The organism is Brevibacillus nigriterrae (genome assembly GCF_049846925.1).
Taxonomy (GTDB): domain Bacteria; phylum Bacillota; class Bacilli; order Brevibacillales; family Brevibacillaceae; genus Brevibacillus_H.
This window is the reverse complement of record NZ_JBNCMT010000009.1, coordinates 12,976-39,633: the sequence shown is the minus strand read 5'-3', so window position 1 is coordinate 39,633 and position 26,658 is coordinate 12,976. Positions and strand designations below refer to the sequence as shown.

General features: G+C 44.0%; 34 protein-coding genes and 1 riboswitch. Of the genes, 15 read left to right on the top strand and 19 right to left on the bottom strand.

Annotated features, from left to right (window positions below):
* Positions 1 to 180: 180 nt before the first annotated feature.
* Positions 181 to 1,161, top strand: a complete 981-nt coding sequence (locus ACPW7N_RS08750) for a 4Fe-4S binding protein (RefSeq protein ID WP_425650674.1) — start codon at positions 181 to 183, stop codon at positions 1,159 to 1,161.
* Between the two features lie 64 nt (positions 1,162 to 1,225).
* Here ACPW7N_RS08750 and ACPW7N_RS08745 read toward each other — a convergent pair whose 3' ends face one another.
* Complete coding sequence (locus ACPW7N_RS08745) at positions 1,226 to 1,750, bottom strand: MarR family winged helix-turn-helix transcriptional regulator (RefSeq protein WP_425650673.1); 525 nt, start codon at positions 1,748 to 1,750, stop codon at positions 1,226 to 1,228.
* 233 nt (positions 1,751 to 1,983) lie between these two features.
* Here ACPW7N_RS08745 and ACPW7N_RS08740 point away from each other — a divergent pair, with 233 nt between their 5' ends.
* Positions 1,984 to 2,412 carry a DUF1885 family protein gene (locus tag ACPW7N_RS08740; protein ID WP_425650672.1) on the top strand — a complete coding sequence of 143 codons (429 nt, stop codon included), beginning with the start codon at positions 1,984 to 1,986 and terminating at the stop codon, positions 2,410 to 2,412.
* A 98-nt stretch (positions 2,413 to 2,510) separates the two neighbouring features.
* Positions 2,511 to 3,044, top strand: coding sequence for a gamma carbonic anhydrase family protein (locus ACPW7N_RS08735; RefSeq protein WP_425650671.1), 534 nt, complete (start codon positions 2,511 to 2,513; stop codon positions 3,042 to 3,044).
* A gap of 64 nt (positions 3,045 to 3,108) precedes the next feature.
* Here ACPW7N_RS08735 and ACPW7N_RS08730 read toward each other — a convergent pair whose 3' ends face one another.
* The 10 genes from ACPW7N_RS08730 to ligD all read right to left on the bottom strand — a co-directional run bounded on the left by ACPW7N_RS08730 (position 3,109) and on the right by ligD (position 12,907).
* Positions 3,109 to 3,474 (bottom strand): DUF4912 domain-containing protein, encoded by a 366-nt coding sequence (locus tag ACPW7N_RS08730; RefSeq protein WP_425650670.1) that lies wholly within the window; start codon positions 3,472 to 3,474, stop codon positions 3,109 to 3,111.
* 104 nt (positions 3,475 to 3,578) lie between these two features.
* Positions 3,579 to 4,172, bottom strand: a complete 594-nt coding sequence (locus ACPW7N_RS08725; RefSeq protein ID WP_425650669.1) for a hypothetical protein — start codon at positions 4,170 to 4,172, stop codon at positions 3,579 to 3,581.
* A 76-nt stretch (positions 4,173 to 4,248) separates the two neighbouring features.
* Positions 4,249 to 4,410 carry a hypothetical protein gene (locus ACPW7N_RS08720; protein WP_425650668.1) on the bottom strand — a complete coding sequence of 54 codons (162 nt, stop codon included), beginning with the start codon at positions 4,408 to 4,410 and terminating at the stop codon, positions 4,249 to 4,251.
* A 60-nt stretch (positions 4,411 to 4,470) separates the two neighbouring features.
* Entirely contained in the window at positions 4,471 to 5,610 is a 1,140-nt protein-coding gene (locus ACPW7N_RS08715; protein ID WP_425650667.1) for an N-acetyldiaminopimelate deacetylase, read from the bottom strand.
* Positions 5,610 to 6,791, bottom strand: coding sequence for an aspartate aminotransferase family protein (locus tag ACPW7N_RS08710; protein WP_425650788.1), 1,182 nt, complete (start codon positions 6,789 to 6,791; stop codon positions 5,610 to 5,612). Before ACPW7N_RS08710 ends, ACPW7N_RS08715 begins: the two co-directional genes overlap by 1 nt.
* A 67-nt stretch (positions 6,792 to 6,858) precedes the next feature.
* Entirely contained in the window at positions 6,859 to 7,569 is a 711-nt protein-coding gene (dapD, locus tag ACPW7N_RS08705; protein WP_425650666.1) for a 2,3,4,5-tetrahydropyridine-2,6-dicarboxylate N-acetyltransferase, read from the bottom strand.
* Positions 7,570 to 7,698: 129 nt separating this feature from the next.
* Positions 7,699 to 7,884: riboswitch (Lysine riboswitch) on the bottom strand.
* A gap of 73 nt (positions 7,885 to 7,957) precedes the next feature.
* Complete coding sequence (locus ACPW7N_RS08700; protein WP_425650665.1) at positions 7,958 to 8,965, bottom strand: DUF2804 domain-containing protein; 1,008 nt, start codon at positions 8,963 to 8,965, stop codon at positions 7,958 to 7,960.
* A gap of 65 nt (positions 8,966 to 9,030) precedes the next feature.
* Positions 9,031 to 11,070, bottom strand: coding sequence for a diguanylate cyclase domain-containing protein (locus ACPW7N_RS08695; RefSeq protein ID WP_425650664.1), 2,040 nt, complete (start codon positions 11,068 to 11,070; stop codon positions 9,031 to 9,033).
* A 134-nt stretch (positions 11,071 to 11,204) separates the two neighbouring features.
* The gene (gene map, locus ACPW7N_RS08690) at positions 11,205 to 11,951 is read right to left on the bottom strand and encodes a type I methionyl aminopeptidase (RefSeq protein WP_425650663.1); all 747 of its coding nucleotides are present in this window, start codon (positions 11,949 to 11,951) and stop codon (positions 11,205 to 11,207) included.
* Between the two features lie 20 nt (positions 11,952 to 11,971).
* Positions 11,972 to 12,907, bottom strand: a complete 936-nt coding sequence (gene ligD, locus ACPW7N_RS08685; RefSeq protein WP_425650662.1) for a non-homologous end-joining DNA ligase — start codon at positions 12,905 to 12,907, stop codon at positions 11,972 to 11,974.
* Between the two features lie 149 nt (positions 12,908 to 13,056).
* Between ligD and ACPW7N_RS08680 the strand changes: the two genes are divergently transcribed.
* From ACPW7N_RS08680 to ACPW7N_RS08670, 3 genes are read left to right on the top strand one after another with little or no spacing between them, the layout of a single operon-like run.
* Positions 13,057 to 13,800: an N-acetylmuramoyl-L-alanine amidase family protein gene (locus ACPW7N_RS08680; protein ID WP_425650661.1), complete on the top strand. Its 744-nt coding sequence runs from the start codon at positions 13,057 to 13,059 to the stop codon at positions 13,798 to 13,800.
* Positions 13,797 to 14,747: an ATP-dependent DNA ligase gene (locus ACPW7N_RS08675; RefSeq protein WP_425650660.1), complete on the top strand. Its 951-nt coding sequence runs from the start codon at positions 13,797 to 13,799 to the stop codon at positions 14,745 to 14,747. The genes ACPW7N_RS08680 and ACPW7N_RS08675 overlap by 4 nt, the downstream gene beginning before the upstream one ends.
* 6 nt (positions 14,748 to 14,753) lie before the next feature.
* Positions 14,754 to 15,824 (top strand): hypothetical protein, encoded by a 1,071-nt coding sequence (locus ACPW7N_RS08670; RefSeq protein WP_425650659.1) that lies wholly within the window; start codon positions 14,754 to 14,756, stop codon positions 15,822 to 15,824.
* A 45-nt stretch (positions 15,825 to 15,869) separates the two neighbouring features.
* Here the strand turns inward: ACPW7N_RS08670 and ACPW7N_RS08665 are convergent, their stop codons facing one another.
* Complete coding sequence (locus tag ACPW7N_RS08665; RefSeq protein ID WP_425650658.1) at positions 15,870 to 16,637, bottom strand: divergent polysaccharide deacetylase family protein; 768 nt, start codon at positions 16,635 to 16,637, stop codon at positions 15,870 to 15,872.
* 16 nt (positions 16,638 to 16,653) lie between these two features.
* A complete protein-coding gene (gene ku / locus ACPW7N_RS08660) occupies positions 16,654 to 17,553 on the bottom strand; it encodes a non-homologous end joining protein Ku (protein WP_425650657.1) in 900 nt (299 codons plus the stop codon).
* A gap of 129 nt (positions 17,554 to 17,682) precedes the next feature.
* On the opposite strand from ku, the gene ACPW7N_RS08655 reads away from it, so the two are divergent.
* A complete protein-coding gene (locus tag ACPW7N_RS08655) occupies positions 17,683 to 18,012 on the top strand; it encodes a hypothetical protein (protein ID WP_425650656.1) in 330 nt (109 codons plus the stop codon).
* On the opposite strand, the gene ACPW7N_RS08650 is transcribed toward ACPW7N_RS08655, so the two are convergent.
* Together ACPW7N_RS08650 and ACPW7N_RS08645 are read right to left on the bottom strand one after the other, a co-directional pair.
* On the bottom strand, positions 17,991 to 19,427 hold the full coding sequence (locus tag ACPW7N_RS08650; RefSeq protein ID WP_425650655.1) for a sensor histidine kinase: 1,437 nt from the start codon (positions 19,425 to 19,427) through the stop codon (positions 17,991 to 17,993). The two genes, ACPW7N_RS08655 and ACPW7N_RS08650, sit on opposite strands and share 22 nt — an antisense overlap.
* A 3-nt stretch (positions 19,428 to 19,430) precedes the next feature.
* A complete protein-coding gene (locus tag ACPW7N_RS08645; RefSeq protein WP_425650654.1) occupies positions 19,431 to 20,129 on the bottom strand; it encodes a response regulator transcription factor in 699 nt (232 codons plus the stop codon).
* Positions 20,130 to 20,252: 123 nt separating this feature from the next.
* On the opposite strand from ACPW7N_RS08645, the gene ACPW7N_RS08640 reads away from it, so the two are divergent.
* Both ACPW7N_RS08640 and ACPW7N_RS08635 read left to right on the top strand, forming a co-directional pair.
* On the top strand, positions 20,253 to 20,408 hold the full coding sequence (locus ACPW7N_RS08640; protein ID WP_425650653.1) for a hypothetical protein: 156 nt from the start codon (positions 20,253 to 20,255) through the stop codon (positions 20,406 to 20,408).
* 103 nt (positions 20,409 to 20,511) lie between these two features.
* Positions 20,512 to 21,012, top strand: coding sequence for a DUF6803 family protein (locus tag ACPW7N_RS08635; RefSeq protein WP_425650652.1), 501 nt, complete (start codon positions 20,512 to 20,514; stop codon positions 21,010 to 21,012).
* A gap of 67 nt (positions 21,013 to 21,079) precedes the next feature.
* On the opposite strand, the gene ACPW7N_RS08630 is transcribed toward ACPW7N_RS08635, so the two are convergent.
* Complete coding sequence (locus ACPW7N_RS08630; RefSeq protein WP_425650651.1) at positions 21,080 to 21,274, bottom strand: hypothetical protein; 195 nt, start codon at positions 21,272 to 21,274, stop codon at positions 21,080 to 21,082.
* A 129-nt stretch (positions 21,275 to 21,403) separates the two neighbouring features.
* On the opposite strand from ACPW7N_RS08630, the gene ACPW7N_RS08625 reads away from it, so the two are divergent.
* The 6 genes from ACPW7N_RS08625 (at position 21,404) to ACPW7N_RS08600 (ending at position 24,156) form a co-directional block, all read left to right on the top strand.
* The gene (locus ACPW7N_RS08625) at positions 21,404 to 21,916 is read left to right on the top strand and encodes a hypothetical protein (protein ID WP_425650650.1); all 513 of its coding nucleotides are present in this window, start codon (positions 21,404 to 21,406) and stop codon (positions 21,914 to 21,916) included.
* Between the two features lie 140 nt (positions 21,917 to 22,056).
* Positions 22,057 to 22,257: a hypothetical protein gene (locus tag ACPW7N_RS08620; RefSeq protein WP_425650649.1), complete on the top strand. Its 201-nt coding sequence runs from the start codon at positions 22,057 to 22,059 to the stop codon at positions 22,255 to 22,257.
* A gap of 80 nt (positions 22,258 to 22,337) precedes the next feature.
* Positions 22,338 to 22,565, top strand: a complete 228-nt coding sequence (locus ACPW7N_RS08615) for a hypothetical protein (RefSeq protein ID WP_425650648.1) — start codon at positions 22,338 to 22,340, stop codon at positions 22,563 to 22,565.
* Positions 22,540 to 22,920, top strand: a complete 381-nt coding sequence (locus ACPW7N_RS08610) for a YkvA family protein (protein WP_425650647.1) — start codon at positions 22,540 to 22,542, stop codon at positions 22,918 to 22,920. The genes ACPW7N_RS08615 and ACPW7N_RS08610 overlap by 26 nt, the downstream gene beginning before the upstream one ends.
* 9 nt (positions 22,921 to 22,929) lie before the next feature.
* A complete protein-coding gene (locus ACPW7N_RS08605) occupies positions 22,930 to 23,412 on the top strand; it encodes a GNAT family N-acetyltransferase (RefSeq protein ID WP_425650646.1) in 483 nt (160 codons plus the stop codon).
* Between the two features lie 33 nt (positions 23,413 to 23,445).
* On the top strand, positions 23,446 to 24,156 hold the full coding sequence (locus ACPW7N_RS08600; RefSeq protein ID WP_425650645.1) for a thermonuclease family protein: 711 nt from the start codon (positions 23,446 to 23,448) through the stop codon (positions 24,154 to 24,156).
* Here the strand turns inward: ACPW7N_RS08600 and ACPW7N_RS08595 are convergent.
* The 3 genes from ACPW7N_RS08595 to ACPW7N_RS08585 all read right to left on the bottom strand — a co-directional run bounded on the left by ACPW7N_RS08595 (position 24,153) and on the right by ACPW7N_RS08585 (position 26,648).
* A complete protein-coding gene (locus tag ACPW7N_RS08595) occupies positions 24,153 to 25,232 on the bottom strand; it encodes a glycosyltransferase (RefSeq protein ID WP_425650644.1) in 1,080 nt (359 codons plus the stop codon). The two genes, ACPW7N_RS08600 and ACPW7N_RS08595, sit on opposite strands and share 4 nt — an antisense overlap.
* A 7-nt stretch (positions 25,233 to 25,239) precedes the next feature.
* Positions 25,240 to 26,001 (bottom strand): glycosyltransferase, encoded by a 762-nt coding sequence (locus ACPW7N_RS08590; RefSeq protein ID WP_425650643.1) that lies wholly within the window; start codon positions 25,999 to 26,001, stop codon positions 25,240 to 25,242.
* A 104-nt stretch (positions 26,002 to 26,105) separates the two neighbouring features.
* Positions 26,106 to 26,648, bottom strand: coding sequence for a flavodoxin family protein (locus tag ACPW7N_RS08585; protein WP_425650787.1), 543 nt, complete (start codon positions 26,646 to 26,648; stop codon positions 26,106 to 26,108).
* Positions 26,649 to 26,658: the final 10 nt, after the last annotated feature.

Genomic DNA, 26,658 nt, shown 5'->3' with positions numbered 1-26,658 from the left:
TATATTTTATCATTCTTTTATGATTTCTGTCACTGATTCTTAGGTATTAGTTTTACACTCTTGTTCAAATTTCTGTCATTTTCGTCACAGCATATACCCATGAGAGTATGGTTAAATGTATTCATATACCTTTTATTCTTTTTAAAAAATGTGATTCTACAAAAAAGGAGATTGAACAAAATGGGTAGTGCTCTTCTGCGTCCACTCATACAATTGGCCGCTTTGTTGCTGTTTTTCCTCGTTCCTTTATTGAATTTGTTTCGGATGGACCTTGAGAATCAATACTTCTATATACTGAGGCAAAAGTTCTCTTTTTCAGAAGGCTATATCTTATTGTTAGCAATTTTGACACTTGTATTCAGTTTTGTATCGATTTCTCAATGGTTTGGGCGTCAATTTTGTGGATGGCTCTGTCCGCATAACACGTTCGTCGGATATCTGACCCGCATCACCAAATGGCAATGGCTCACCAGCAAAGTATTCAGACACACACTCGATATTGTCATTTCCGTCATTTTCGCACCGATTATCGCTTATTGTACGCTAGCTTATTTTATCGACCCCTATGAGATTTGGCATATCCTTACGACTACAAACCTGTTTAACATGACAGGCATTTCGTTCATTGTTTTGACTGGATTCTTTTTCGTTATGATAAATAGGTTACGTTATAAATTTTGTCAAAATGCATGTCCGTACGGTATGTTGCAAATGATTTTATCAAACGGCAATCAAAAACGGACACTTTCTCAAAGCGTCTTTTCCGGAGTTGGCATCGTACTCTTAACCATCATGACTTTGCTTGTCGCAAGTACGTTCTACTTTGCTTTGAGCAGTCCTGGTTACATGATCAGCGTTGCGAAAAAGGTCAATGGCGTCCCTTCTGAAAATCAGTTGATCTACAGCTTCGAATTGAAGGTGGAGAATCTGAAGGATACGACGCAGAACTACAAAATCGCTTTCCAAGGGCTTCCCGAACAATGGAAGAGCGACATACCAGCGGAAGTAGTGCTCAATGCTAATGAATCCAAAACACTGCCAATCATCTTCCGAATCAGCGAACCTGATTTCGGCAAAAACTTCATCATCGAAGTGATCGTTACAAATGAAGAGAATAAAGTGGTAAAACGCAAACTCTCTGTCTTCCCGATCCGCAAATAAAGAACCCGCTTAAAACAAAAGAGAAGCTGGCATGTTCATCTGCCGAACGCTTCTCTTTTTTTATCTAGCTAACGGTTTTTTCGTCGTAACTCAATCGAGTTTCACTCTCTTGAATCCAGCGTACTTTATCTTCTCCGTGCAAAGCGTGCGCAAGAAACGAAAGACATTCGAAAAACAATTGAACAATGACCGGACTATATCGCTCCTGCAACTGCTCCAGAGCAGAAGTTAACCGGAAAATCGCAGGAGAGTTTTGCCTGCTTTTTTCGATTACGTGTTTGCCTAAAAGGGTAGGATAGACGTTGACAACCCGACCATCCAAATCCGACTTCTCGATCGTAACCAATCCTTTGTCCATCAATTTTTTGATGTGAATTACGATGGAAGAAGGATGCCAGAAAGTCCAATCGGCTATCTGAGTAACACGCACTCCCTCATAACAGTAAACAATCCATAAGATGTTTAGCTGTACGGATGAATCCAGTTCTGCGGCCTTTGCTGCTCGTTCCCAGTCTTCATTGTTCACTACATTAATTGCCCGCAGTGTATTCAAAGTTTCATACACTTGACGTATCGACGCCTCTTGCATGCCTTACACTCCCTCCAATACCATTCTCTCTATAAACCCCTACCTCTTCCATTTTGACAAAGTCTGATCAATAAACGAAATATTATACACATTATACATTTTTCTGAAAAAACAATCAATTATTTTCGTAGGCCAAACCCTCCTAACCGTTTAGTTGTCAAATCATATGCCGGAATGCTACACTAATCTTTGGGATACAAACGAAAGAAGCGGATAATAGGAGTGAACAGTACGTGAATTTACAAACGGCCTACATATACCTAGTAGAGGGTTCAGTAGTTCCCACAATTACGCTTGCAGAATTGAAGGCAAAATTCCAGAACTATATGGAACAAACCAAAAAAACTGGCGCTCAATTGGGATGGGAATATGCATCATCAGCTTTTCCTTACATGATTGAAGAAAAACCAGAAGGAAAAGACTCGTGGTTCGTGTTAAAAGGAAAAGATCCGAAAAACTATAGAGCCATTATCGTTGGAGTTGGAAAGAAAGAAGTAGAAGGCAAAGACCTCAGCTATATTCAAATCACGTTGCCAGAAGTGTACACAACCGGCGACAGAGGAAAAGCGAATGAATTCACTCGCTATCTCGGTCGTGAATACAAAGGGGAAGCTCATCTTTTTAATGGACGAGTACAGTATTTCCAACCACGTAAAGTTTAATTTTATTATTTCGGCTACACAGACAGTCTCTACCACTCGTATAGGCTGTCTTTTGTTTTATTCACTTCTCGTGTAGAAAAAATGGAGGGGGTATTCTCATGCTTTATCCGTATAAAGGACGTTATCCAGAGGTCGATTCATCCGTGTTCGTCGCTCCCGGCACTAGAATTATAGGTGAGGTGCGTATGGGACGTGATTCAAGCATTTGGTTTAACAGTGTCTTGCGTGGAGATGAAACGAGCATCCATATTGGTGAGCAGGTAAACGTCCAGGACAATTGTACGCTGCACAGTTACAGCGGATTCCCGCTTGTCCTCGAGGATCAAGTCTCAATCGGCCACAATGTCGTCTTGCACGGCTGTCTGATTCGCAAAGGGTCTTTGGTAGGGATGGGTTCTATTGTATTGGATGGAGCTGAAATCGGCGAGGAGTGTTTTATCGGGGCAAATACATTGATCCCCACCGGCAAAAAAATTCCGCCACGCTCCATGGTGATGGGTTCACCTGGTAAAGTGGTACGTGAATTGACTGAACAGGATCTGCACATGCTTAGGCTTACTACGAAAGTTTACTGTGAAAAGGCAAAAGAATATCGTGATGAATATCGAAATCTCCCGCCTCAATCAAGCTGATAAATGTAAAAAAACAGGCTCTCTACCTAATGTAGAGAGCCTGTTGCAATTATCGAATGCTTACTTAAGCTAAAGCTGCAGAACGTGACAGCGAATAAAATCTTCCGTCAATCATACGAACTCCCAGATCAACACAATACGTTAAGCCTTCCATGACACCGTAGAGAATCCATTCGGATGAGCGGTGGTTAATATCGAAATCCGTGTAGCTGTCAGTACCGTCATTCTTGATATCGCCGCGTCCTGTCAGATCGTACAATCGTAATATAAATGGCAGTTCAGAAAAAGGGATGCCAAACTCACGCTCTGCTTCTAATCGGAAACTCTCTGTCATGGACCATGTAGCACGTAGTGATTGGTCGTCTTTCCATTCAATTCGTATGTTGGGGTCCTCTACATCTGTCGATGACCTCTCGGGATTCGTATTCATCCGCTCCCATCTTTCCTTTCTCATGTCAACTGAAGATTAGATATATGACTATATCTTGCACTCCATTATAGCATGAAAACGCTCAAATATGAATCTTCATAACCTTATCTTCCGACAACAAATGTGTTTTCACCAACGACTGTATACGATTCTGATTTCGTACGCTTCATCTGAAGTTGGACCTTATATGTTCCATAATACTCCAATTTTGTTGAGATGAATGGCTCCGAGAAATAAAATGATGTGCCATTTTTTGTTGAGAACTCCCACTCTTTCCCGCTGTCTACCACTTTACCATTCGGAGCAACCAGAACCACTTTACATTTCAAGTCCTTGGAGACTGGTGCATTATCAATTTCGACAAATACACCAAAGCTGCGTGGAATGTCTTTATCAGACCAGCCTTTTATCGGATTGCTAAACACCAAACTCTTGCTTTTGGTTTGTTGAATCCCTTCCAAAACAAGCAAGTTTACCTCTGGCTTCTCCACACTTAACTTTCCTGATTTTTTGTCGAAATTCGTGAATCCGCCCAAGCTTTCTACCAAATCCTGAACCGATCCAACAGACGAAGCAGGAAGCTCCACATTGGTCCGGACTTTATCTAAAGTAACGTCTACGCTACCATCACCCAATGCTGTTGTAGTAACCCCTGCTATCATCAAGGCAGTTAGAACCGTCATCGCTTTCTTTTTCATAGCCACTTTCCTCCAGTAAATGAGCCATTGCTAGTGTTCGGAATATCGATTCACTTCGTTCCGAATCTTTTTCTTATTAAGTTATACGCACCAGAATGGAATAAGTTGTGCAAGTTTGAAGATTTTTTTCAACAGAATCCACAGTATCCACAACCCTTATTTTATCGGCATCGGATGAGTTATCCACAAAACCTGTAGATAAATGCATTAATTTCCAGCGAAAGAAGCGTTTTCCCAAGAAAAAAAGCTCCTTTTTCCTAAGCGGAAGAAAAGGAGCAGTAATCAGTCCATTTTTGAGTTACTTGTTGTGCGTGCCAATAAACTGAAAATAGGCTGATACGTGATCAACGGCCAGTTCAATTGCATCTTCATTTGGTTCCAACTTGCTATGATGGAGTCCGTATGGTGTATCTACCCCAAACCAGAACAAAAATCCGGGGATCTGTTCGAGGAAGTAGCCGAAATCTTCGCCTGTCATTGCTTCTTTGCATTCAAACAGCTTGATAGTCTCTCTTGTATTGACCCAATCCATGAACTGCCGGGTCAACTCAGGGTTGTTGTAGACCTGACAGTAATTTGAACCGTAATCAATCGTCGCCTGACACTCGAAACCGGCTTCGATTCCCTTCACCAACGCCTCAATCCGTGCTTTGATCTTATGCATAGAAGGCATGGAGAGGGTACGAATCGTCCCTTCGATTCTCGCTTTTTCGGCAATAATGTTTTGCTTGGTACCCCCGTCAATTTTTCCGATTGTGATTACTCCTGAGTCAAGTGGGTCGATGTTTCGAGCAACTATCGTCTGCAGTTGTACGACCAGATGGCTGGCCGCTACCACCATGTCATTTGCTTTATGCGGATAGGCTGCATGACCACCCTTTCCCTGCAAATCAATGAACAGTTCGGAGGTATTGGCAAATAAAATGCCTTCTTTTGTGGCTACCGTTCCGACCGGGTATTCTGGCGCAATGTGCATGGCGAAAATCGCATCCGGTTTCCAAGCACGAAACTCATCTGATTCGAGCATTGGCAAAGCGCCACCCGGACCTTCTTCTGCCGGCTGAAAAATAAACAAAAGGTTATCATCGATCGGTTGTTCAAGCATCTTCGTCAGAATGCCAAGACCAATCGACATGTGAAAGTCATGTCCACAAGCGTGCATGTAGCCTTGATGTTTCGAACGGAAATTGTAGTTTGTCTCTTCTTCAATCGGCAAACCATCCATATCGGAACGCCAGGCAAGCGTGCGTGAAGGATTCTTCCCTTTCACCAGAACAAGGATCCCGGTTCGCCAGGTGGCAACCTCCATGCGGTCATGCGGCAAGCTTTTGATGTAGTTCAAGAGGTATTGTTGTGTCTTGAATTCCTGAAAACCCGGCTCAGGAATTTGATGGAGCTCACGTCGGATCGAAACGAAAGGATGTACTGTCGTACTCATCAGACTGCTCCTTTCTTAATGACAACCTGCTCGATTGCTTCCGTCAATTGCCCAACCAAAAGGTCAACCTGATCTTTGGTAAGTGTCAATGGTGGCAGCAAGCGGATAATGGTTCTCTGTGTTACATCCACCAAAATCCCCTTTCGCAGGAGGTGTTGTTGAATGGCGCTTACTTCTTCTGCAGCAAGATTGGTTGGCAGCCCCAACATCATCCCTCTTCCCCTCAGCGCTGAAAAAAGACTTGGGTATTGAGCGGACAGTTCGGTCAATTGATCCCACAAATACTTTGCGACCGCATTCGCCTCAAAAAGGAATAAATCCTGTTCAAGCACATCCAAAACCGCATTGCCCAAAGCCGCACTTAACGGAGACGGAGCAAATGTTGTCCCGTGATCTCCTGGCTGGAACAGATGCGTCAACTTGCTTCCAACGATAATTCCACCGAGCGGCAGCCCACCACCGACACCTTTTGCGAACAAAATGACATCTGGAGTAATTCCCGCATGCTGATAGCAAAACAGCTTTCCTGTGCGACCAATCCCTGTTTGAATCTCATCGATACAGAAAAGAATACCGTGCTCTTTTGCTACTGCTTCTACCTGCTGCAGGTACTCATCTGATAGTGGAATGACCCCACCAGATCCCAGCACAGGTTCCATGAGAATGGCTGCCGGCTTCTCGGTCTGACACAGCGTCCGCAACGCTTCGATACTCCCCGCTTCGATTTCATACACAGGGAAGGTTGGCTGTGGGAAATCCTGATACACATGTGCTTGCCTTGTCAGTCGAAGAGCCCCCAATGTTCTGCCGTGGAAGCTGTTTTTCAGAACGACAATGCCGCTTTTCTCATTTCCTTGGGCCAGCGTCCATTTATGAATCAGTTTTATCGCAGCTTCTGTCGCTTCTGCTCCTGAGTTTCCGAAGAATACTTTACCCGGGATAGTATGATCAATTAACCGCTTCGCCAGTTGAATGGCAGGAGGGTTCAAAAAATAGTTGGAGATATGCAAAAACTTCTCACCTTGTTCACGCAAGGCTTTCATCACTTCCGGGTGTGAATGTCCCAAAATGTTAACGGCCAGTCCTGTGAACAAATCGAGGTAGGATTTTCCCTCCGCATCATACAAGTAATTGCCTTCTCCTTTGGCAATGGCAATCGGTAATCGCTTATAGGTAGACATGATATATGTTTCATCTAATGAACGCCAATCTTCCAAGGGATTCACTCCTTTAACCGGGGACCCAATCTTACAGCTGACGAAGCTCTTGCTTGATTTCGGTTTTGGATTTGGTTTTGTCATCGATTTGCTTAATGATGCGAGCTGGTGTACCTGCAACGACAACATTTGGCGGTACATCATCAATAACAACCGCACCTGCTGCCACAACAGAACCTTGACCGACACGGCAGCCTTCGAGAATAACCGCATTTGCACCTACAACTACGTCGTCTTCGATAATTACCGGAGTTGCAGATGGTGGTTCGATTACACCTGCAACAACAGCGCCTGCTCCGATATGGCAGTTCTTGCCGATGGTTCCACGTCCGCCAACAACAACGTTCATGTCAATCATCGTGCCTTCACCAATGACAGCGCCGATGTTGATTACCGCACCCATCATAATAACTGCGTTATTCCCGATGGATACTTGGTCACGAATGATGGCACCTGGCTCAATGCGCGCCTGAATGTGCTTCGTATCGAGCATAGGAATTGCTGAGTTGCGGCGGTCGCTTTCTACGACAAAATCTTCGATGCGGTCTTTGTTTTGCTCTAGAACCGGCGAGATTTCACTCCACTCGCCGAACAGCACGCCTACATTGCCTGTAATAAATGTTTTGGTATTCTCACCAAACTGGATTCCTTCCAGTTGACCCTTGATATGTACTTTTACCGGGGTTTTCTTTACACTTTTTTGAATAAAGCTGATAATTTCATTCGCATCCATCATGTTCATTTCTCTCATCCTCCACAATATTTTGATTGATTCACCGAACAGAGCCTGATGCTCCACGATGGTTCGGGGCTTAAACCGAAAAAATGCAATGAGCAGCATATCTACTCATTGCATATGGTTCCCTTGCAATTCATAAATAGCGCTCCACAGAGAAAAACTCTTCTGTGACAAGGTGGCTGTTATTCACAGACACCCCAGTTTATGCCCTGGGGGATGGCACAAACTTCGGCGCATTGACCTTTCCCTCTTCCCATTGGAGCCCCTACTCCTTATCCAAGAAGATATACTCTTTCGTTGCGCACCTCTATTTATCACATTTGTGATTTCAATTGTTATTACTCTACCAAAATAATCTGAATCAGACAACCAAGAATTACGAAACCGTTTTTTACCACTTTGCCTGATGTTCTTCTACACAGCCGATCAACCGATCAAAAGAAATGCGCTCCCCATCCTGTGTACGGACTGTGCCGCTGAAGTGGCCGAATACCTGTTGCAGCGTAGAAGATAAAATTCCTGCTTGGTTTCGAACGATTCTTCGATCAAACGGGGTAAATGCAATTTGCACATCCGATGATAATTGGGACAGGATCTGCCAAGGTTGTAACAAGTTCGTTCGATCATATGTAAAAACTACATCTTCCTCCAACTTATAGACACGGTTATCAAGGAACAAAGCATTTTCGTTGACTCCCGTTCCATCTGTCCAGCCGGCTCCCAAATTAAAGCCGAATGCTTTTTGGTCAACCTCGCCCGAGCAGGTTGCCCAGTTCCAAAAACTGCGGTACGGCCATATTCCTCTCCCCACATCTAGAGCAGCAAAGCTTACCCCTTCCTTACAGTGGAATTCTCGATCCCCAATCCGTACAAGTCCTTGTACCGGAAGACAATTCTGCTTGGAAGTAAAGTGAAAGCGCTGCTGATCCCAGGGAATGACCACGTTGAGTGATTCATATGCATCCGGTTGTTGAATAACGAATTGAGCGCTTATCCACGGATCACGGCCGAAAGAGTTAACAACCAGATTTCTTGCTTTTCGGGAAACATCCTGTTTGCTCGAAAACGACAGACGAGGGTGTGAAAAGGTGAAGTCATCATCTGCACATGGAGGCAACTCACATCCGATCCCGAACGGAATAGACAACTGTTCTTCCCAGAACTGCTGTCGCTCGTAATCATACACGTACGTAAAGGCGATTCCGATGTAATCCAGATGAATCAGCGTGACATTAAATAAAAAGACATCTGATGTGATTAACCAATGATTCCACTTTTTCTTGCGTAGCCAACTGCCTTTCAAATTGCAAATATGCTTTGGTGTACGTGACCAGCCAATGCTATTTTTATTCAATTGACCTGACTTTTCACACAGGTATACAGATTCCGTCAATTCCATGAGCAACGTTCCCCCTTTTCACATGTTATGCTTGTAAAAAAAACTCAGCCTCGCGGGAGGCCGAGTTATGTATAGGCAATTAAGCAATTGCGACCGTTATCCTTGGCATTATATAAGGCTTTGTCAGCAAAATGAAGAATTTCATCTCTTGTTTGATCAATACGAGGCACAAGACTGACCAGCCCGACACTGACAGTAACTACTCTGCTAACAATTGAGCTAGCATGAGGGATCTGGAGATCTTCGACCGTTCTTCTAATTGTTTCTCCGATTTGGACAGCTTCCGTTTCGGATTCCTCTGGCAAAATGATAGCAAATTCTTCACCACCGTACCGAGCAAACAGATGCCGATCATTCGTAATCAATTGATTAATCGCCTGGGAAATTTCTTTGAGGCAAACATCTCCCCCTTGATGCCCGTACGTATCGTTGTACGCCTTAAAGCAATCAATATCAAACATGATTAATGTAAATGGTTTCGATTCAGCCATTGTCCGATGTAATTCTCGTTCGAATGTCTCATCAAAAATTCGACGATTGGCAATTTGCGTCAGGCCATCTATCGTTGAGAGACGCTTGAATCGCTCATGTGCTTCACTTAACTTGTCTTCAACTAGTTTGCGCTCGGTAATATCCCTTGAAACGACTACTGTCTGGATGTGTTCGCCCTGTTTATTCACTACAGGTTGGCAGCGAATATCTAGTGTAATCCAGTTCCCGTTTTTATGTTTCCAGCGAAGCTCAACCGTAATGGGCTGTTTGTCCTGTTTCAAACGATTCATTGCTTCCACTGTTTTTGACAAATCTTCCGGATGAATATACTGATAAGGTGTGTTTCCGATATAGAGATGCCTCTCCAGGACTAACTGATGCGAAGGAGAAGCGTACAATACAACATCGTTTGGGGCAAGTACAGTTACGAAATCAGTCATGTTCTCGGCAATTAATCGATACTGGGCTTCATTCTCTGCAAGTAGTTTGATATTGGAGTCAATCGTAGCAGACATTTCATTGAAAGCTTTGCATAATTCACGAAATTCCACAGCAGTAGTCGTGAATTCTGTATCCTCGATCCGATAGTGGTAAGTGCCGCGACGAATATTTTGGACACCATCCACCAGCATTTGCAACGGTTTGTTTAACTTGTCTGCAACAATAATGATGATAATATAGCCTGCGATATAAACTCCAACCATGATGGCCAGCATAAACAGGAGGGAACGATAGAAAGGAGCTTCAATTTCTTCCTTGTCCAGTTCATTGATAATCAGCCATTTGCCGTCAAAAATCCACTGATACACCCCATATGCTTCCTTGCCGCGATAATTGATATAGCTCTCATTTGCTTCCAGATGCAAGAATGCCTGGTTGGTAATATAATTTTCAATTTTTACATTCATTTTGGTGGTATCTTGCACGATGCCTTGCTGAATCAATTCATCAATAAACCGTGACTCCGTAATCATTAACTTGTCTAAACCGACAAGGTAGCTTTCACCGGTTTTTCCGACTGTTACGCTTTTCATTGCACGATCGATTGTTGTCAGGTTAAGTGCACCGAACACCAGCCCGAGAAATTTTTGATTTTGATCCATCACCGGGGAAGACACAATGACAACCGGTTGACCAGACACTTTTCGGTATAATACATCCGTAATGCTCGCCTTTCCTGCTTTGGCATCTTTAAAATATTGCCGATCACTAAGATTTGCACCTGTCTTGGTACCTTGTCTGTCGCCTGTGTCAAGCTCAGTAATCCCTTGTGCATTGACAAATACAATCGCTGAAAATTCTCGTTGTCTATCCATAAAGCCTTCATACATTTGCTTCATTTTATCTTTTTGGAGCAGTTTTGCGGCAGGAATATTAGCCAGAGTGTCAATGTCACTCGCTCGCTCTTTTAGCCAGTTTTCAATGAACAGTTGCTGTTGCATCGTTACTTGTCTCAATCGAAGAAACTCTTCTTCTTCATGCTGATTTTTTTCATACAAAAGAACCAGCACAAAGTTCAACAGACCGGTGAGCAGTATCAGAAAGCTTATCCAGAATCGAAGCCGCTGTTTGATAGTTTTAAATTGAAAAAGTCGAGAAAACAAAAGTTTCATCTCCTGAAATGGCCTCCACGTTACCTGGATAGTTCTGACTCATTGGGACAAGAAAGAATAAATTATCATTATTATAATATACCAGTAAGGAAATCACAGGAAGAATAATAATAAATATTAAAATTTTCTAACTGTTATAGGCATGTTAGGATTTGAGGCCCTTTAGAGGTGATAGCAATCGTATGTTCATACTGGGCAGCCAAACTCCCGTCTAGCGTGCGGGCCGTCCAGCCATCATCGTCAACGGTGGCATAGTAATCACCTATCGTCAGCATGGGTTCTATGGTAATGACCATGCCTTCCTTCAATCGTGTGCCTCTGTTCGGCTTTCCTGCATGAGGGACGACAGGGTCTTCGTGAATATCTGTACCAATTCCATGTCCGGTAAATTCCCGCACAACGCCATATCCAAGCGACTCAGCGAATGTTTGGATAGCATGAGAAATATCCCCAATCCGCTTGCCTACAGTCGCCTGCTCAATCCCCACAAACAGAGCCTGTTTGGTCACTTTCAATAAATCCTTTGCTTCTCTAGAAACTTTTCCTACTGTATAAGACCATGCTGAATCAGCTAACCACCCGTTCAAATTCACAACCATATCGATGGTTACAATGTCCCCTTCCTGCAACTGCTCTCTGGAAGGAAATCCATGACAGATCACGTCATTCACAGATGCGCAGGTTGCAAACGGGTACCCTTGGTATCCCTTTTGTTCAGGTGTCGCATAATGGCTGGCCAGGAACTCTTCTGCCAGTTGGTCGATTTCCCATGTGGTCACACCTGGTTTCATAACCTTTGCAATTTCTTGATGACATAGGGCTACGATCTTTCCAGCCTCTCTCATTTTGGCAATTTGCTCAGTCGTTTTGATTCGAATCATCGTGCCACCTCCGCACGATATTATATAGGGACCTGTGATTCGTGGTGAATAAATGAGAGGACATCATCTAGGTTGATTTTCTTACGGCTCTCCTCCATTTGTTGAAACGGGCAACCATTGCGTAAAACACGCTCATGCACATTTTGAATGGTAAATTGACTGGGATGGAGTGTCTGTGTCACTTCACTCCAATAAAGCGGGGTAGCAACAGAAGCGACGTCTGTTCCCCTGGCAGAATAGGGTGCAATGATTGTTTTCCCATCCGCATGTTGGACATAGTCTAAATAGAGTCGATTCCCTCTGTTTTTTTTGAGCCTTTCTGTCGTGAACAGGTTTGGCTCTCTTGCTGTCAGGTAGTCGGCAATGAACTTCGTAAACACGCGTGTCTGATCAAATGAGTACGTGTCTAATGGCAGAGGGATATATACCTGCAAACCTTTGTTTCCCGATGTCTTCACGAAAGAATGAATCCCAACCTTATCAAAAATTTCTTTCATCATCAGAGCCGCTCGGATTGCCAAATGAAATTCCTGTTGAGACGGTGGGTCAAGGTCAAAGACGATTTCTTCCGGCTTCCCTGTCGGCGAATTGATTTTGGTAAATGGGACATGCAACTCTATTGCAGCCTGATTTCCTAACCAGAGCAGTGTCGCCAAATCATTGCACAGGATGTAGTTGATATCCTCGATTTGATAGGTACGAACAAAATCCGGAGCATAGGCTGGACAATGCTTCTGATAAAATTTCTCTCCGGCAATTCCATCAGGATAACGAATGACGGTTACAACCCGATTTTCCAAATGAGGAAGCATATAGGGAGCCATTCGTATTAAATATTCGAGATAAGAAATTTTTGTAATCTCATTCTTCTTCCAAATGATTTTGTCTGGATTGGAAATAGTAATCGTTACGTCATTCACCTGAACTTGAAGCTTCTCACCGGTTGCCGTCCCCATTTTTGTACCCCCCGCCATCGATATGATTCATCAGGATATAGTGTGACTCCCCAATCATCAAATTACACTGCAATAATCGAATGAGCATTTTACTTTGGGACAGGATAAACATGACGATTCTCTACATAGGTAAGGAGTACATTAAGACTATGTCGAAAAAAATCAGTTTTCTTCTGGTTGCTGCAACGCTTGCCTTTGCTACTCCCTGTGTTGCAGTTAACAACAGCCCGGTTGATTCGATTCACGTAGTAATCGATGTGGGTCATGGAGGCGTAGATATCGGAACATCGTACAAAAACCTGTTTGAAAAGGATATTAATCTGCAAATCGCAAAACTGGTTTACGATGAGTTGGAAGCATCAGGCTATCATGTAGCTCTGAATCGTGATGGTGATTATGCACTGAGTGACGAAAACCACTGGCTTAACAGTTCCTCTCGTCATCAACGTGATCTCGCCCAGCGAACACAATTGGCGGCTGAGCTATCGCCTCAACTCTTAATCAGCCTGCACGTAAACTGGTCTTCTCATTCGAAGGCATATGGCCCTTTGGTTTTGTATCAAAAGACCAATCAAAGCTTCCTCATTGCCGATATGATTCAACACACTCTCAACCAGGTCTATCAGACGAAAAAAGAGCCTGTCGCTGGCAAGTCGTACTTTTTGCTGAAAAACTCATCCTGCCCCAGTGTCATCGTAGAAATGGGCTTCCTTAGCAACGCTTCGGACAGGCAGCGACTGATCAATCCCGTTGAGCAACAAAAAATTGCCAAAGCGATAAAAGACGGTGTCCACGAATATTTCATGCTGGCAGGGCAAATTCATGAAAATCAGCCAGTCGATACATGGATCGGCATTTTTAAACGATTGCTGAAAAAAATGATTCCACGATGAAGGCGGGGAATTTTGCCATTAAGCCCATTATCCCTTTTGAACCAGTTGCAACTGACGACATCCCGACAGGACCCTCATGGGTGAGCCAGGTAAAGTGGGACGGTGTCCGTGTGTTAACCTACCTCAACGACAATCACATTCAATTATTTAATCGAAAGCTGAATGAAAGAACAGGGCATTACCCTGAATTGCTTGACCCCAAGCTGTACTCTGCGCACTCCGCCATACTGGATGGAGAGATCATTTCGTTCCACAATGGCATGCCGTCCTTTTATGAAGTAATGAAGCGGGACGGTATTCGGAATCTGGATAAGGTACGAGCTGTTGCAGGTCAGGTGCCCATTACCTACATGCTCTTTGACATTCTTTACTTTAACGGAGATTGGGTTACCTCGATGGCACTTGCCAAGAGACAGGAGCTTTTATCCGAGATCGTGAATACCAATGAAACGGTTCTGCTCGTGGAGAATTCCTCAGACAATGCTGCTTTGTATGAGGCAGTTAAAGCAAACGATCTGGAAGGGGTTGTCTATAAGGACTTAACAAAGTCGTACGTGATTAACGGAAAAGATGACAGATGGCGAAAAAAGAAAAATCACAAGGATTTGATAGCGGTAATTGGAGGAGTAACCTATAGAGGCTCAATCGTCAATTCCTTGTTGCTTGGACTCTACGATCATGAAGGCAAGCTCTGGTACATCGGAAATGTAGGCGGAGGCAAGGTTACCCAAACGGAGTGGAGTGAATTAACCAAGGGTATCCAGAGAATCGTCCAGAATCAGAGCCCATTTGCTAATCAACCAGCAATCCGTAAAAATGTGACGTGGATAAGACCGTTGATTACCGTAAAAATCCAGTATATTGAATGGAAAGAAGGCCATTCTGTAAGGCAGCCCAGCATACAGGCTTTCGTAAACGTGCCGCCTGAGGAATGCAGATTAGGGTGATGCGAAATGAATATATGGATAATTGGTCTTATGTTAATCCCGCTTTTTGGTGATCCTGCAGCCAAACTCGAAAAGGATGGTTTGCTAATAAAGGTTGCATCAACAGTCGATTCCAGCTTTTACTCAACACTTTATATCAATAGCAAATTCGCCAAACAATTGATCAAAAGCAAATCCAAGGTTACTGTGCATCGTCCCGAATTGCCAAGAGCCACCATAGAGGTTGGGCAAAACAAATATATTTTTGACTCGTATTCTCATTTATTTGATATGAAAAAGGGTAAAGAGATCACGCTTAACCCTGCGATCAGAAAAGAACTGGAAAAGACAGTAGAAGCAGTGGAAAAAAAGCATTATGGCCAATTGATCTCCTGGGATGCAATGAAAAAAGTATTTAGCCGAATGTCCTATGCCGAAATCACCGACCTGGAAACGGGAGAAGCCTTTCGAGTGCAACGCCGAGCAGGAAGCAGACATGCCGACGTACAGCCGCTAACCAAAGAAGATACGGCAACGATGAAAAAAATCTATAAGGGGGAGTGGAGCTGGAGAAGGCGTGCGATTCTGCTTTCCATTGACGGAAAGAGCTATGCTGCTTCCATGCACGGGATGCCGCATGGAGCAGGAGCTATTCGTGGAAACAATTTCCCTGGCCACTTCTGTGTTCATTTTAACGGCAGCTCTACCCATCTGCGGCTGGAACCAGACCCCTCTCACCACCTGATGATTCGCAAGGCAAGCGGAGGACTTAACCAGTTTTTGCTTCATGCCAAACCGCTGGAAGTGGTTGACACGTTCCTCCTTTCCCTGCATGAACAAGATTCTTCTACTATGGGGATGACTATATCAGTCGTATCCTTTCCTTTTTCCATTGACAAGATTACCGGTGTCAACTATAAGGTAAAGCAAGCGGTGGAAGAAAACAGTGACCCACTCGCTACAGAAATTCCTGTAGAAATGTCCTATTTTGAAGAAGGATCGGGTTTGCGAAAAGGCACATGGGTCTTTCATGTAAAAAGAGCATCCACAGAAGAACGGTGGAAGATTACAGATATCCAATTCATGCTGATTGATTAGGAAAAAAGCCAAACCCTTCTTTACAAGGAAGGTTTGGCTTTTTATCTATTTGTGTGCCAGTTTGGAAACCAGTACGATGTTTGCTTCTCTTTCAATCACCGGAATGAATTCGTTTAAGACAGAAGCTGTTTTTATTCCGGGAGGCCCTACATGCCCGATGGCGATACATTCATGCAGATGATTGATGCGATGGCTTACTTTCCGCATTTGTTTACGAATATGAGATTTACTGTATATATCATCCAGAAAGATGGTGTTTTCAATAAAAGGAACACCCAGTTCTTTTGCAATCACAGGGACGACACTTTTGGACGTCGTTTTGCTGTCGAGATAAATCAGCCCTCTTTCCCGACAAACCTCCAGAACCACCCGCATCACGCGAGGATCAGCAGTGGCCTTGGAGCCCATATGATTATTTACCCCGATGGCATGTGGTACATCATTAATTGCCTCATTCACTCGCTTACGAATTTCATCGTTGCTGAGACTGGTTGTGATGGCGCCTGGCCCTAACCAGCTTTTTTTTCCCTTCAGTGGTTCCATAGGCAAATGGACAAAAACGTCATGTTTCTTCTGATGCGCCATTTCCGCATCCTTTTTCGTGGAAGGCAAAAAAGGCATCACGGCAATGGTTAAGGGAATTGGCAGGTTTAAAATATCTTGCGTGCCAGCCATATTGTTTCCAAAGTCATCGATGACAAACGCAACCTTGTTGCGCTCTGGTTCCACACCCTGCTCGGCAAGAGATGAGCCTCCCCACGAAAAACAGAGAATCGGAACCATCAACCACTGAATGATTTTACGAATGTCCATGAAGACCTCGACCTCCTTACAGCGTAGCTTTTTCCTTTTCTTTTTTCTTTTTGGCGGGTGCTTTGGGCTCTTTCTCTTTCGGCTCTTTCGTCTTTGCTTTCGTAACCTTCTCTGGTGCTGGGTGCTTTACCTTGATATTAGTTTTCTTGGATTGGTCAATGCTTGCTTGCAACGCTTCCATCAGGTTGATGATATTATTCTTCGGTGCTTCCTTGGCTTCAAACACACCCGTATCCGTTACTTTTGCCTGAATCAAGTTCATTAGAGAGGAACGATATTCGTCTGTATACTTGACAGGGTCGAATGGAATGGTTAGCTGCTCAATCAGTTGCTTGGCGATGTCCATTTCTTTCTGATTCACTTCTACTTGCTGATTTTCCATCACACCGGGCACCTGATCGACACTTCTCACCTCATCTGGATAAAAAATCGTCTCCAGAATCATGCCCTTATCAAACACCCTGATGACAGCAAGGTGTTCTTTGGAACGCATGGTAATTTTGGCTACTCCAATTTTGCCCGTCTCATTCATGGCCTGACGCAGCAGCGAATATGCCTTATGGCCTGTTTCATTGGGCCCGATGTAGTACGACTTGTTAAAGTAAATCGGATCAATTTCTTCCAGCTTGACAAAGTCGATAATCTCGATATTTTTGCTTTTTTCCGCAGCGATCTCTTCTAGCTCCGATTGCTCCAAAATGACAAACTTCCCTGGTTCATTCTCGTACGCCTTTGCGATCTCCGTTGATTCAAGCTCCTTCTTGCAGACGGGACAATACTTCATATACTGAATCGGACTATGGCATTCCCGGTGGATCTGGCGCATGCGAATATCTTTTTCTTCGGTGGCCACAAATAACTTAATGGGAATATGCACGAGACCGAAGCTGATGGAGCCCTTGAATGTGGTGTGCATAGACAAGCCTCCTTTTTTCTAGTGTTCACACAAGGCTCTTTATCTTCCCTGTTACCTTTTCCCTGTGTGCAACGCATCGGAGGTGACAAATAATACAATTACATCTACACCAATTCAGGAGGATCTCACATGCCTAGAAAGCCTACCGTTTCCTTGGACTTCGATGGAGTGCTGGCCGAATATACCGGATGGAGAGGAAAGCATCATACGGGCAAACCGATTGCAGGAGCTTTGGAATTCCTGACGGTGTATCAGCGTACACATCAGTTTGTTATTCACTCGGTGCGTGAGCCGGAAGCGATCAGCAAATGGCTGATAAAACACGGTTTTCCAGCAATCCCGGTCACAAATGTGAAGCCAAAGGCATCTGCCTATATCGATGATCGGGCCATTCGCTTTGACGGCGATTGGCTAAAAGTAGCTGAGGTCTTGCAGATTCAACCCTGGTGGAAGAGTTGAGGAAACTCCATAGTTACCGTGGTTCCTTGTCCTTGCTTGCTTGAAATGTGGATGGTGCCATGATGCGCCTCGACCAAACGTTTGACAATGGTGAGTCCGAGACCAGAACCTCCCGTACCGCGCTGTCTCGAACGATCCCCTCGGTAAAAGCGTTCAAATACGAACGGGATATCATCAGGCGAAATGCCAACACCGGAATCTCGCACTTCTATCTGCAGTCGATCCCACACCTGCATGACGGTAATTTTAACCGCTCCGCCTTCAGGCGTATGCTTTAATGCATTCGCGAGCAAATTCATCAGAATCTGGGACAGCCTCGTTCTGTCTCCTTCCATATGCCAGTCACGATTGCATTCGAAATCAAGTGATACATTCTGCCGTTGAAAAGAAGCGCTCATCGAATGAACGACCTCTTCAAGCAGGTGATGAACCCGTACGCTTTCGATAATTAATTGCTGTTCGCCAGCCTCTGCCTTTAGAACTAGGTCAAGATCCTGAACCAATCCGGATAAACGCAATACTTCCAGGCGCATGGACTCCAGATTCACAGCGTTGGACTCCCAGATCCCGTCAATCATCCCTTCCACCTGCGCCAATAATGTGTTGAGCGGTGTTCGTAATTCGTGTGAAATGTCGGACGTTAACCTTTTTCTCAGCTCTTCCTGTGATTTGAGAGCGATGACGAGTTGATTAAAGGAAGTAACCAGTTCAGCCAACTCATCCTCTGATTTCAGTTCGGTTACCTGTACAGAGTAATCCCCTGTAGCCGCAAGCTTGGCCGATTTGCTCATTTCGATCACTGGCTTCACCAGACGTCGTGCAAGCAGGATGCTAACGACACAGACAAAGGTAGTCAAGAGAATCATTGTCCAGACCAATGCGGATGTATGGGCCATCTGAAAATGCTCCTCCATCGCATTGGCAGCCAAACGGTCAGTATGTTCGATCAGGAGAATTCCTGCCAACTGACCATTCATATGAATGGGGAATATCCTTTCTGACTGCTGTTGATCCACATTTCCTGAGTGACCTGCATGGCCTGCTTGTCCAGCATGGTCTGCCGCTCCCGCATGCTCTTCCGTACTGGTATTGGGTAATTTCGGCTGATTCGCCTTTCCTTCTGGCTCGGTTGTTACGATCAATTCATAGTTTTTATCCAGTAGGGACAATTTCAAGCCAAGTACAGAAGCTACTTCCTTCAGCAACCGGTCTGCCTGTGGCCCCCACCCCTGCTCTTGCTGATATTCTGCTTGTAGCTGTTTTATCAATTGTTCTGCATACATTTCATCCATGTCTGTTACATACATCCCGAAGTGATAGTCCATTTCCTGAACCGATAACAATGTTGACAGGAGAATCCCTCCCCCGCTAACCAACATAAGCGCCATCGCCAGTTTCATCCATAATCGCTGCATACGTCACTTCCCATATTCTGACGGTATATCCAGTCGATATCCCATTCCGTAAATCGTTTTGATATAGCCTGGTTCTTTAGGGTCGTCCTCAATTTTTTGTCTCAGGTTTTTCACATGCGTATCAATCGTTCTGTCGCTTCCAGAGAAATCAATGCCGAGCACTTCTGTGATCAGATCATCCCGCTTCCAAATTCGCCCCGGATGCTGTGCCAGTGTGAGCAAGAGCCTGTATTCATTGGGGGTAAGCTCAATGATTTGATTTTTTTTAGTTACTTTTGCATCGGGCAAGGAGATATGCAGGTCGCCAATCGTCAAAAAATCGCTAAGCACCTTATGCTCTCCGCTGCGACGCAGGATCGCCCTGACTCTTGCCATCAACTCCCGTGGGCTAAATGGCTTGACCAGGTAATCGTCGGCACCGATGGATAAACCATTGATTCGCTCGGCTTCTCCGCTCTTGGCTGTCAACATGATGATCGGCACACGGGAATGTTTTCGTACAGCCTGGCAGACTTCTTCTCCCCCCAGATCAGGCAGCATCAGATCAAGTATTATGAGACCCAGAGGATAGGTCAGAGCAAGCTCAATCGCATCTTTTCCATTACTCGCTGTCAAAACGTGGAATCCATCCGCTTTGACATAGGAGGAAAGGACATCAAGAATTTGTGGCTCATCATCCACAAGCAAGATCGTAGAGGACATCAACCATACTCCTTCATTCACCATCTATGTTTACTGCCAATATTTTCAGCTATTAAAGGAGAAAAATCAACATAAGACTTCCATCGTTCAGAGAGACTAGTTTGTATAGGAGGTGAACGAACCATGAGCCAAAACGATCACATTCTTTCCAAACCTGATTTTCAAGAGTTGGTGGATCGGGTTATCGCTCCAGCACCCAAAGGCCCATTTATCGGAATCAAAACCAACCTAGATGAAAAAAATGAGGTAAAAGACGTCTTGTCAGACACAAAACGTTAACCTTTTCGACAGAAGGGCATGATGTTTTCTTCATAATTCCTTCAGATTTGTCTTCGATAATTGAAATGTAAAACAGAGACAAATCTTGAAGGAGTGTAACTATATGTCGATGACACACTATATGTCCTTACTTGCTGAAAACCAACCCTGGAACCTGATCATCTTTATGGCGATTCCCGTTATCCTGGCAGAAACGATTACCATATCCGAATTTTTCATTATCTTCAATCGGCTCAAATCAGGAACACTGCGTACGTTGAACAAGTGTGCTTCGATCTTTCTCGGCTTCTACTTCCTTGGCATTTTCTTATACCTCTTTGTAAATGCAGTAATTCCGCTTACCACAACTGGTGGATGGCTCACATGGGTAGACGTGGTAGCAGTTGGATTTTATCTTTCCGGAGTATTGTTCCTGTTCCCACTTGCTTTGCTGGATTTAGGCGTCATTGCCAAGCATAAATCGGATGACGAGCGAATGAAAATTCACTTTATCCTGATTGGCGGCTTCCTCGTTGTTGCACACGTTGCCATGATTTTTGGGATGGTAGACCCATCTATCGTAGGATCAACTCCTTCAACCAATATGCAGCATATGGGTCACTGAAAATACGCAATTCAAACAGGAAAGACGCCAAATTAGCATGGCGTCTTTTTGTATGGAACAGCCCTTATTATTTCTGAGTAAAACCAATTTGCTCCATCGCCTGGTTTTCCTTTGACGCAATACCTCCGCCTGCTGTACTGGCAACTGCTTGCGGGTTAGAGGGATCTGCTGGATGCGGTGTGGTGATTTCAACTTCTGGGCGATCGACTTGTGTGAATTCATCTGGCATATCAACTTGGGGAAATTCGCTAGTATCCTTCATACTTTCCTCCTGTGGTGATTTTCTCTACAAACGTTATTGTTGCCCAGTCGACTGGTTCCTATCAGAGAAGATAGGTACCCAGTTTTCCAAAAGTCGCATATCCATATAGCAGATTGGAGGGATTGATTGGTGAATAGTAACTTTCGACCTGGCGACATACTGGTCGGTTGTACAAATGTGAATGGATTTCCTCCTGGTTACATGGGGCACTCTGCTATTGTCGTTGATTCGAATCACATGGTAGAAGCCGCTGTAACCTTCCCTACTATCCGCAAAGTCCCCATATCCTTCTTTCAACGTGATCATCCGATTTATGTGGTCATCCGCCCTGCTTCCAGCGAACTGGGACAAAAAGCTGCACTGTCTGCCCTGGACTATTTGCAGAAGTATCAGGCGAATGTACAGCGTGGTCACAATCTGCCGCCATTTTCTCTTCTCCCCAATGTCCCCTTGGAGGATCCCTGGCAAGGAGTTTATTGTTCGAAGCTGGTGTGGATGAGCTATTTTTATGGAGCAGGGATGCGTTTTTCCAACGACCATGGCCTCTTTTCACCCGAAGATTTGTACACGGGATTAAGTCAGGATAAAAATTTTATTGTGCTGTTCAAACATCCGCAGTTTCAATTCGTTGTCGATACGTAGCTCGAGTCTGTAGAAACTACAAATCGTCTTATAATTGACACATAATTCTTTCTATTCCCTCCACTGCTCGACATACTTCGCATGGATATCGCGTTATGATAGAGCTGATGACTATGAAAATTTGCAGAGGAGGGCTGTCTTTGAATCGAAACCAGTTAAGAAGGTATATTGTACAGGAGCTAGAGTGTACAATGGTTGATCATAACCTCCAATGTGTACCAAAAGAATCAACCTTGAACAAATTGAAATCACTTCACTTTACGATCAAAGTGAATTGGGATGAAGCTGACGAGCTGTCCCAGACGGTCGCCAATCTAATAAAAGAAGTTGAATGTACGTAATCAATGCTCCTGATGGTCAGGAGCATTTTTTCTTGTTCGGAAGAGAAGGTATAATGAGAAGGGTAAGGGAGGGTTTTATCATGGAAGTAATCGGCATTATGCTGTGGGTATTTAATCTGTTTGTGATGTATCTGGTCGTCCGCAATGCCATCGACAATTCAAGAAATACTGAACTGTTGAGGCAAAATCAGCAAGTTCTCCGTGATATTCGAAGGCTCTTGGAAGAGCACAATCAATCAGTGATTCAACGAAAGCTTTCTACAGAGGATAAAGGTGATTCAAGTGAGCAATCTCATTCAAAAGAGTAAGGAAAAAGCAAAACAAATCAAAAGAGAACTATTTGTTTTGCTGCTTGCTTACAAACACCCACGAGTCCCGCTCTATGCGAAAATTTTTACGCTGCTTGTTGTGGCGTATGCCTGCAGTCCGATTGATTTGATTCCTGATTTCATCCCTGTGCTGGGACTGCTCGATGATATCATTCTCGTACCTCTTGGAATCTATTTTGCCATTCGCATGATTCCCGCTGATGTGCTTGCAGAGTGTCGAGCACAAGCAATGGAAAACTCCCAAAATAAAAAGCCCCGCAATTGGTTTGCTGGAGCCATCATCGTACTGATCTGGCTGGTTGTTTTGGGATGGGTCATTACTTTATTGGTGTAGGTGAGAAATATGAACATTCGAATGATCAGGGAGTCAGACTATCCTCAGGTGATTTCTGTGATTAATGACTGGTGGGATGGCCGTCCCATGGCGGATATGCTTCCCAAACTATTTTTTGTCCACTTTGCAGATACAAGCTTTATCGTTGAGCAAGAAGATACAATGATTGGTTTCTTGATTGGATTCATCTCTCAATCTCGCCCCAATGAAGCGTATATTCATTTTGTTGGAGTACATCCCGATCATCGGAAGGCAGGCATTGCCGCACAATTATATGATCAGTTTTTCGAAACGATTCGCTCGAAACATTGTGATACCATCCGGTGTATTACCTCCCCTATCAATAAAACGTCCATCGCCTTTCATCAGCGAATGGGCTTTGCAATGGAGGAAGGGACAAGTACAATCAACGGTATTCCTGTTGTTCACAACTATGATGGAAAAGGAAACGATCGTGTCTTGTTCGTCAAAAGATTGGGCAACTCATCCTAGAAATATCATTATTTCCAAGCTAAAGGAGACATCATGAGAAAGTTGCTACTGTTGCTTTTCCTTATTACAAGCCTATTCCTGTCAGGTTGTACGAACCAAACAGCTCAGACAAATCCGAATCGAATTCCCGCTCAGGTTATCAAAGTAATCGACGGAGATACCATAAAAGCTCGTTTTGACAACCAAACAGCAACGATTCGTTTCTTGCTGGTGGATACGCCTGAAACGCATCACCCAACACTCCGCAAGCAACCGTTCGGAGAAGAAGCATACCAGTTTACCAAGAAGCTCTTGGACGGACAACAAATAGAGTTAGAGCAGGATGTTTCACCTGGGCCAGACAAGTATGGGCGGTATCTGTACTACATCTATATCAACGGCAATTCGGTACAAGAAATGCTTCTCGAGAACGGTCTAGCCAGAGTCGCATACGTCTATGTTCCCAATGTAAAATACGTGGATCGATATCGTGAAATTCAAGATGAGGCTAGAAAAGCAAAGAAGGGAATCTGGTCGATCGAAGATTATGCAGGTCCTAAAGGATTTGATTCGAATGCAGACACCGAGCAAGAGGATCCTCCTGCTCCCTGCGATGCTCCAAAAATCAAAGGAAACATTACAAAAAAAGGCGAAAAAATCTACCACCTGCCCGAAAGTCGCTCGTATCAACAGACGAAGCCAGAAAAGTGGTTCTGCACAGAACAGGAAGCTGTGGAGGCAGGATTTCGTAAAGCAGGCAACTAGCCTTTTTTGAGCAACTCATCATAATAACCCTTTTGCTTCGCCAACTGTTTTGTTAAATTAAACGATTTTACAATTTTTTTGCGGGCGTTTACACTGTACCGCTCCCATTTTTCTGGATGTTCGATTATGGCTTTCATCGCTTTGGCTAATCGGTTGACGTTTTGTTCTGGGACGAGCAGCCCAGATACTTTACTTTTCATTATTTCCGGAATTCCGGCGTGTTTTGTTGCGATACAGGGCATTCCTGTGGCCATCGCTTCTTTTAATGTATTGGGGATTCCTTCCTGATTTCCATCCTTATCCGTTCGACTGGGTGCACAAAAGATGTCTGCCTCAAAATAGGCATCCTGGATTTTTTGATAATTGACCCAGGGAATGATGTGCACCTGATCGTTCAATCCGTATTTGGCAATTTTTCTTTGATACTTTTTCAGCCTTTCGCCTTCTCCAATTAGCGTGAGCTCTGTGTTTTTATGATTCTTTTGCAAAATGGCAAATGCGTCGATCAAATCTTCGAAGCCTTTTTTATTAACAAACCGTCCGACAGCCAAAAATCGCACAGGACGGTCTTTCGGAAATTTTCGTGGAGTAAATTTGAAGCGAGACAGGTCCACTCCACCATACAGCACACGAATTTTCTTCTTGGGGCAGCCCAGCTTGATTAATTGATCCTTTAGATGGTGGCATACAGGCAAAAACAAGTCGGCTGTTTTGAAAAGCTTTTCGAGAAATTGTTTATTTTCCTTTTTTTTCGGATAAGAGGTGGCATCTTTTCCACGCACACCGACAATCATGGGTAAACCATACTTCTTTTTCAGGTGCAGCAGTTTGGATGCAAGTGTAGCATGATGAATGTGGATGGCTTTAATGCGGTGTTTTTTGATGACCTTGCGAGGATTCTCCAACAGCTTGCCAATTGGGCATATGTGGTCTTTCAGATTCGATGCTTTCCATATTCGTTTGGGTTCACGGGCAAGGAGGATTCCTTTGTAGGACTTCACTTGAGTAATTTGCTGCATGACATGGCCATCACTCAGTGACCATTTATAGTGAAGGATGGCTCGCTTTTTAGGCATGATCATCTCATCCTTTTTTTTTGTATTTTCGATCGAGTTTTCTCAAATAGGCACCGCTCCATTTATACTTATTCATAATTTTTCTACGTATTTTCTGATGATTTTTTCTGATTTTGCGATGATTCCTTTTTTTCTTGGTTCGGAAGTACTTAACAAGGGGTATCTTTTGGCAGTAACCGTAGTAACGTGCGGCGAGGCGCAGCCACATATCCCAATCCTGAGAAAAGCGGTATTTTGTATTAAAGTATCCTACCCTGCGAAAACAATCTCGATGGATGACTGCTGTGGATGTTCGAATGGTAAACTTTCTCCGATACAAGCTGTGTCGAAAATGAGTCAAGTTTTTGCAAGACTTTGGCTTTTGAACCTTCGTCTTATTGCTACGTCGTATATCGTAATACCAGTTATGCAGAAATTTACATTGAGGACGGCGCTCCAAAAAACGCTTGTTCAGCTCCAATTTATGCCTCAGAAAGCGGTCATCTGAGTCAAGGAGAGCAATATATCTTCCTCTCGCATGACGGATCCCTCTATTCCTTGCCGAGGAAGGCCCATTGTTTTTCTGATAAATATAGCGAACACGGGTACCAAATTTTTTTCTAACTTTATTCTTTGTCTGGTCCTTGGAGCCATCGTCAACAACAATGATTTCATAATCTCTGCAGGTTTGCTTGAGAACACTTTTGATGGCCTTGATTACCCATCGTTTTCGATTATACGTCGGAATAACCACGCTAAAGAAAGGTGCTCTTCTTATTTTGTGCTCCATTATTTCCCCTCACAGAAAAAATTATAATAAATACTAATTTTAACCTATGCGGAGTTGTCAAAAATGATTGGATAACCAGCGGAGCACACAAAAAATGGGTGCTCCTAGCCTAACAGGTTTCGGAATTGTTGATTGAGAAGCTGTGCATCAGCCATTGCCCGTTGATCATTCGCTACTTCGCCTGGCATGCTTCCTTTCCCGATCAAATATCCACTGAAAGTCGTGCCAACGAATCCGAAGACATATTGGAATTGTTGAATCAGCGGAAGTGCTTTGAAGCGTGGGTTGTCACCACCAGCTATCACCACATAGGCTTCTTTTTTGGCCATATCCTCTTTGAAGGTGTAACGAGAATCACGAAGCGCCTGTGACCATCGATCAACGAAATTCTTCAACAAACCAGACATCCCGTACCAGTAGAGTGGTGTTGCAAAAACGATGATGTCGTGCTGTAGGACCTGTGTAATTACGTCATCAAAATCATCATCAATCGGTTGGAAGCCCCCTGCCGCATGGCGTTTGTCGTCGATGGGCTGAATGGTTTTTTCCCGCAAATTGATAGTTGTGTAATCGATCCCTGCAAGCATTGTCTTCGTCAATAGCTCCGTATTCCCATTGTCTCTGGAACTGCCGTTCAAAACCAGTATCTTCATCGTC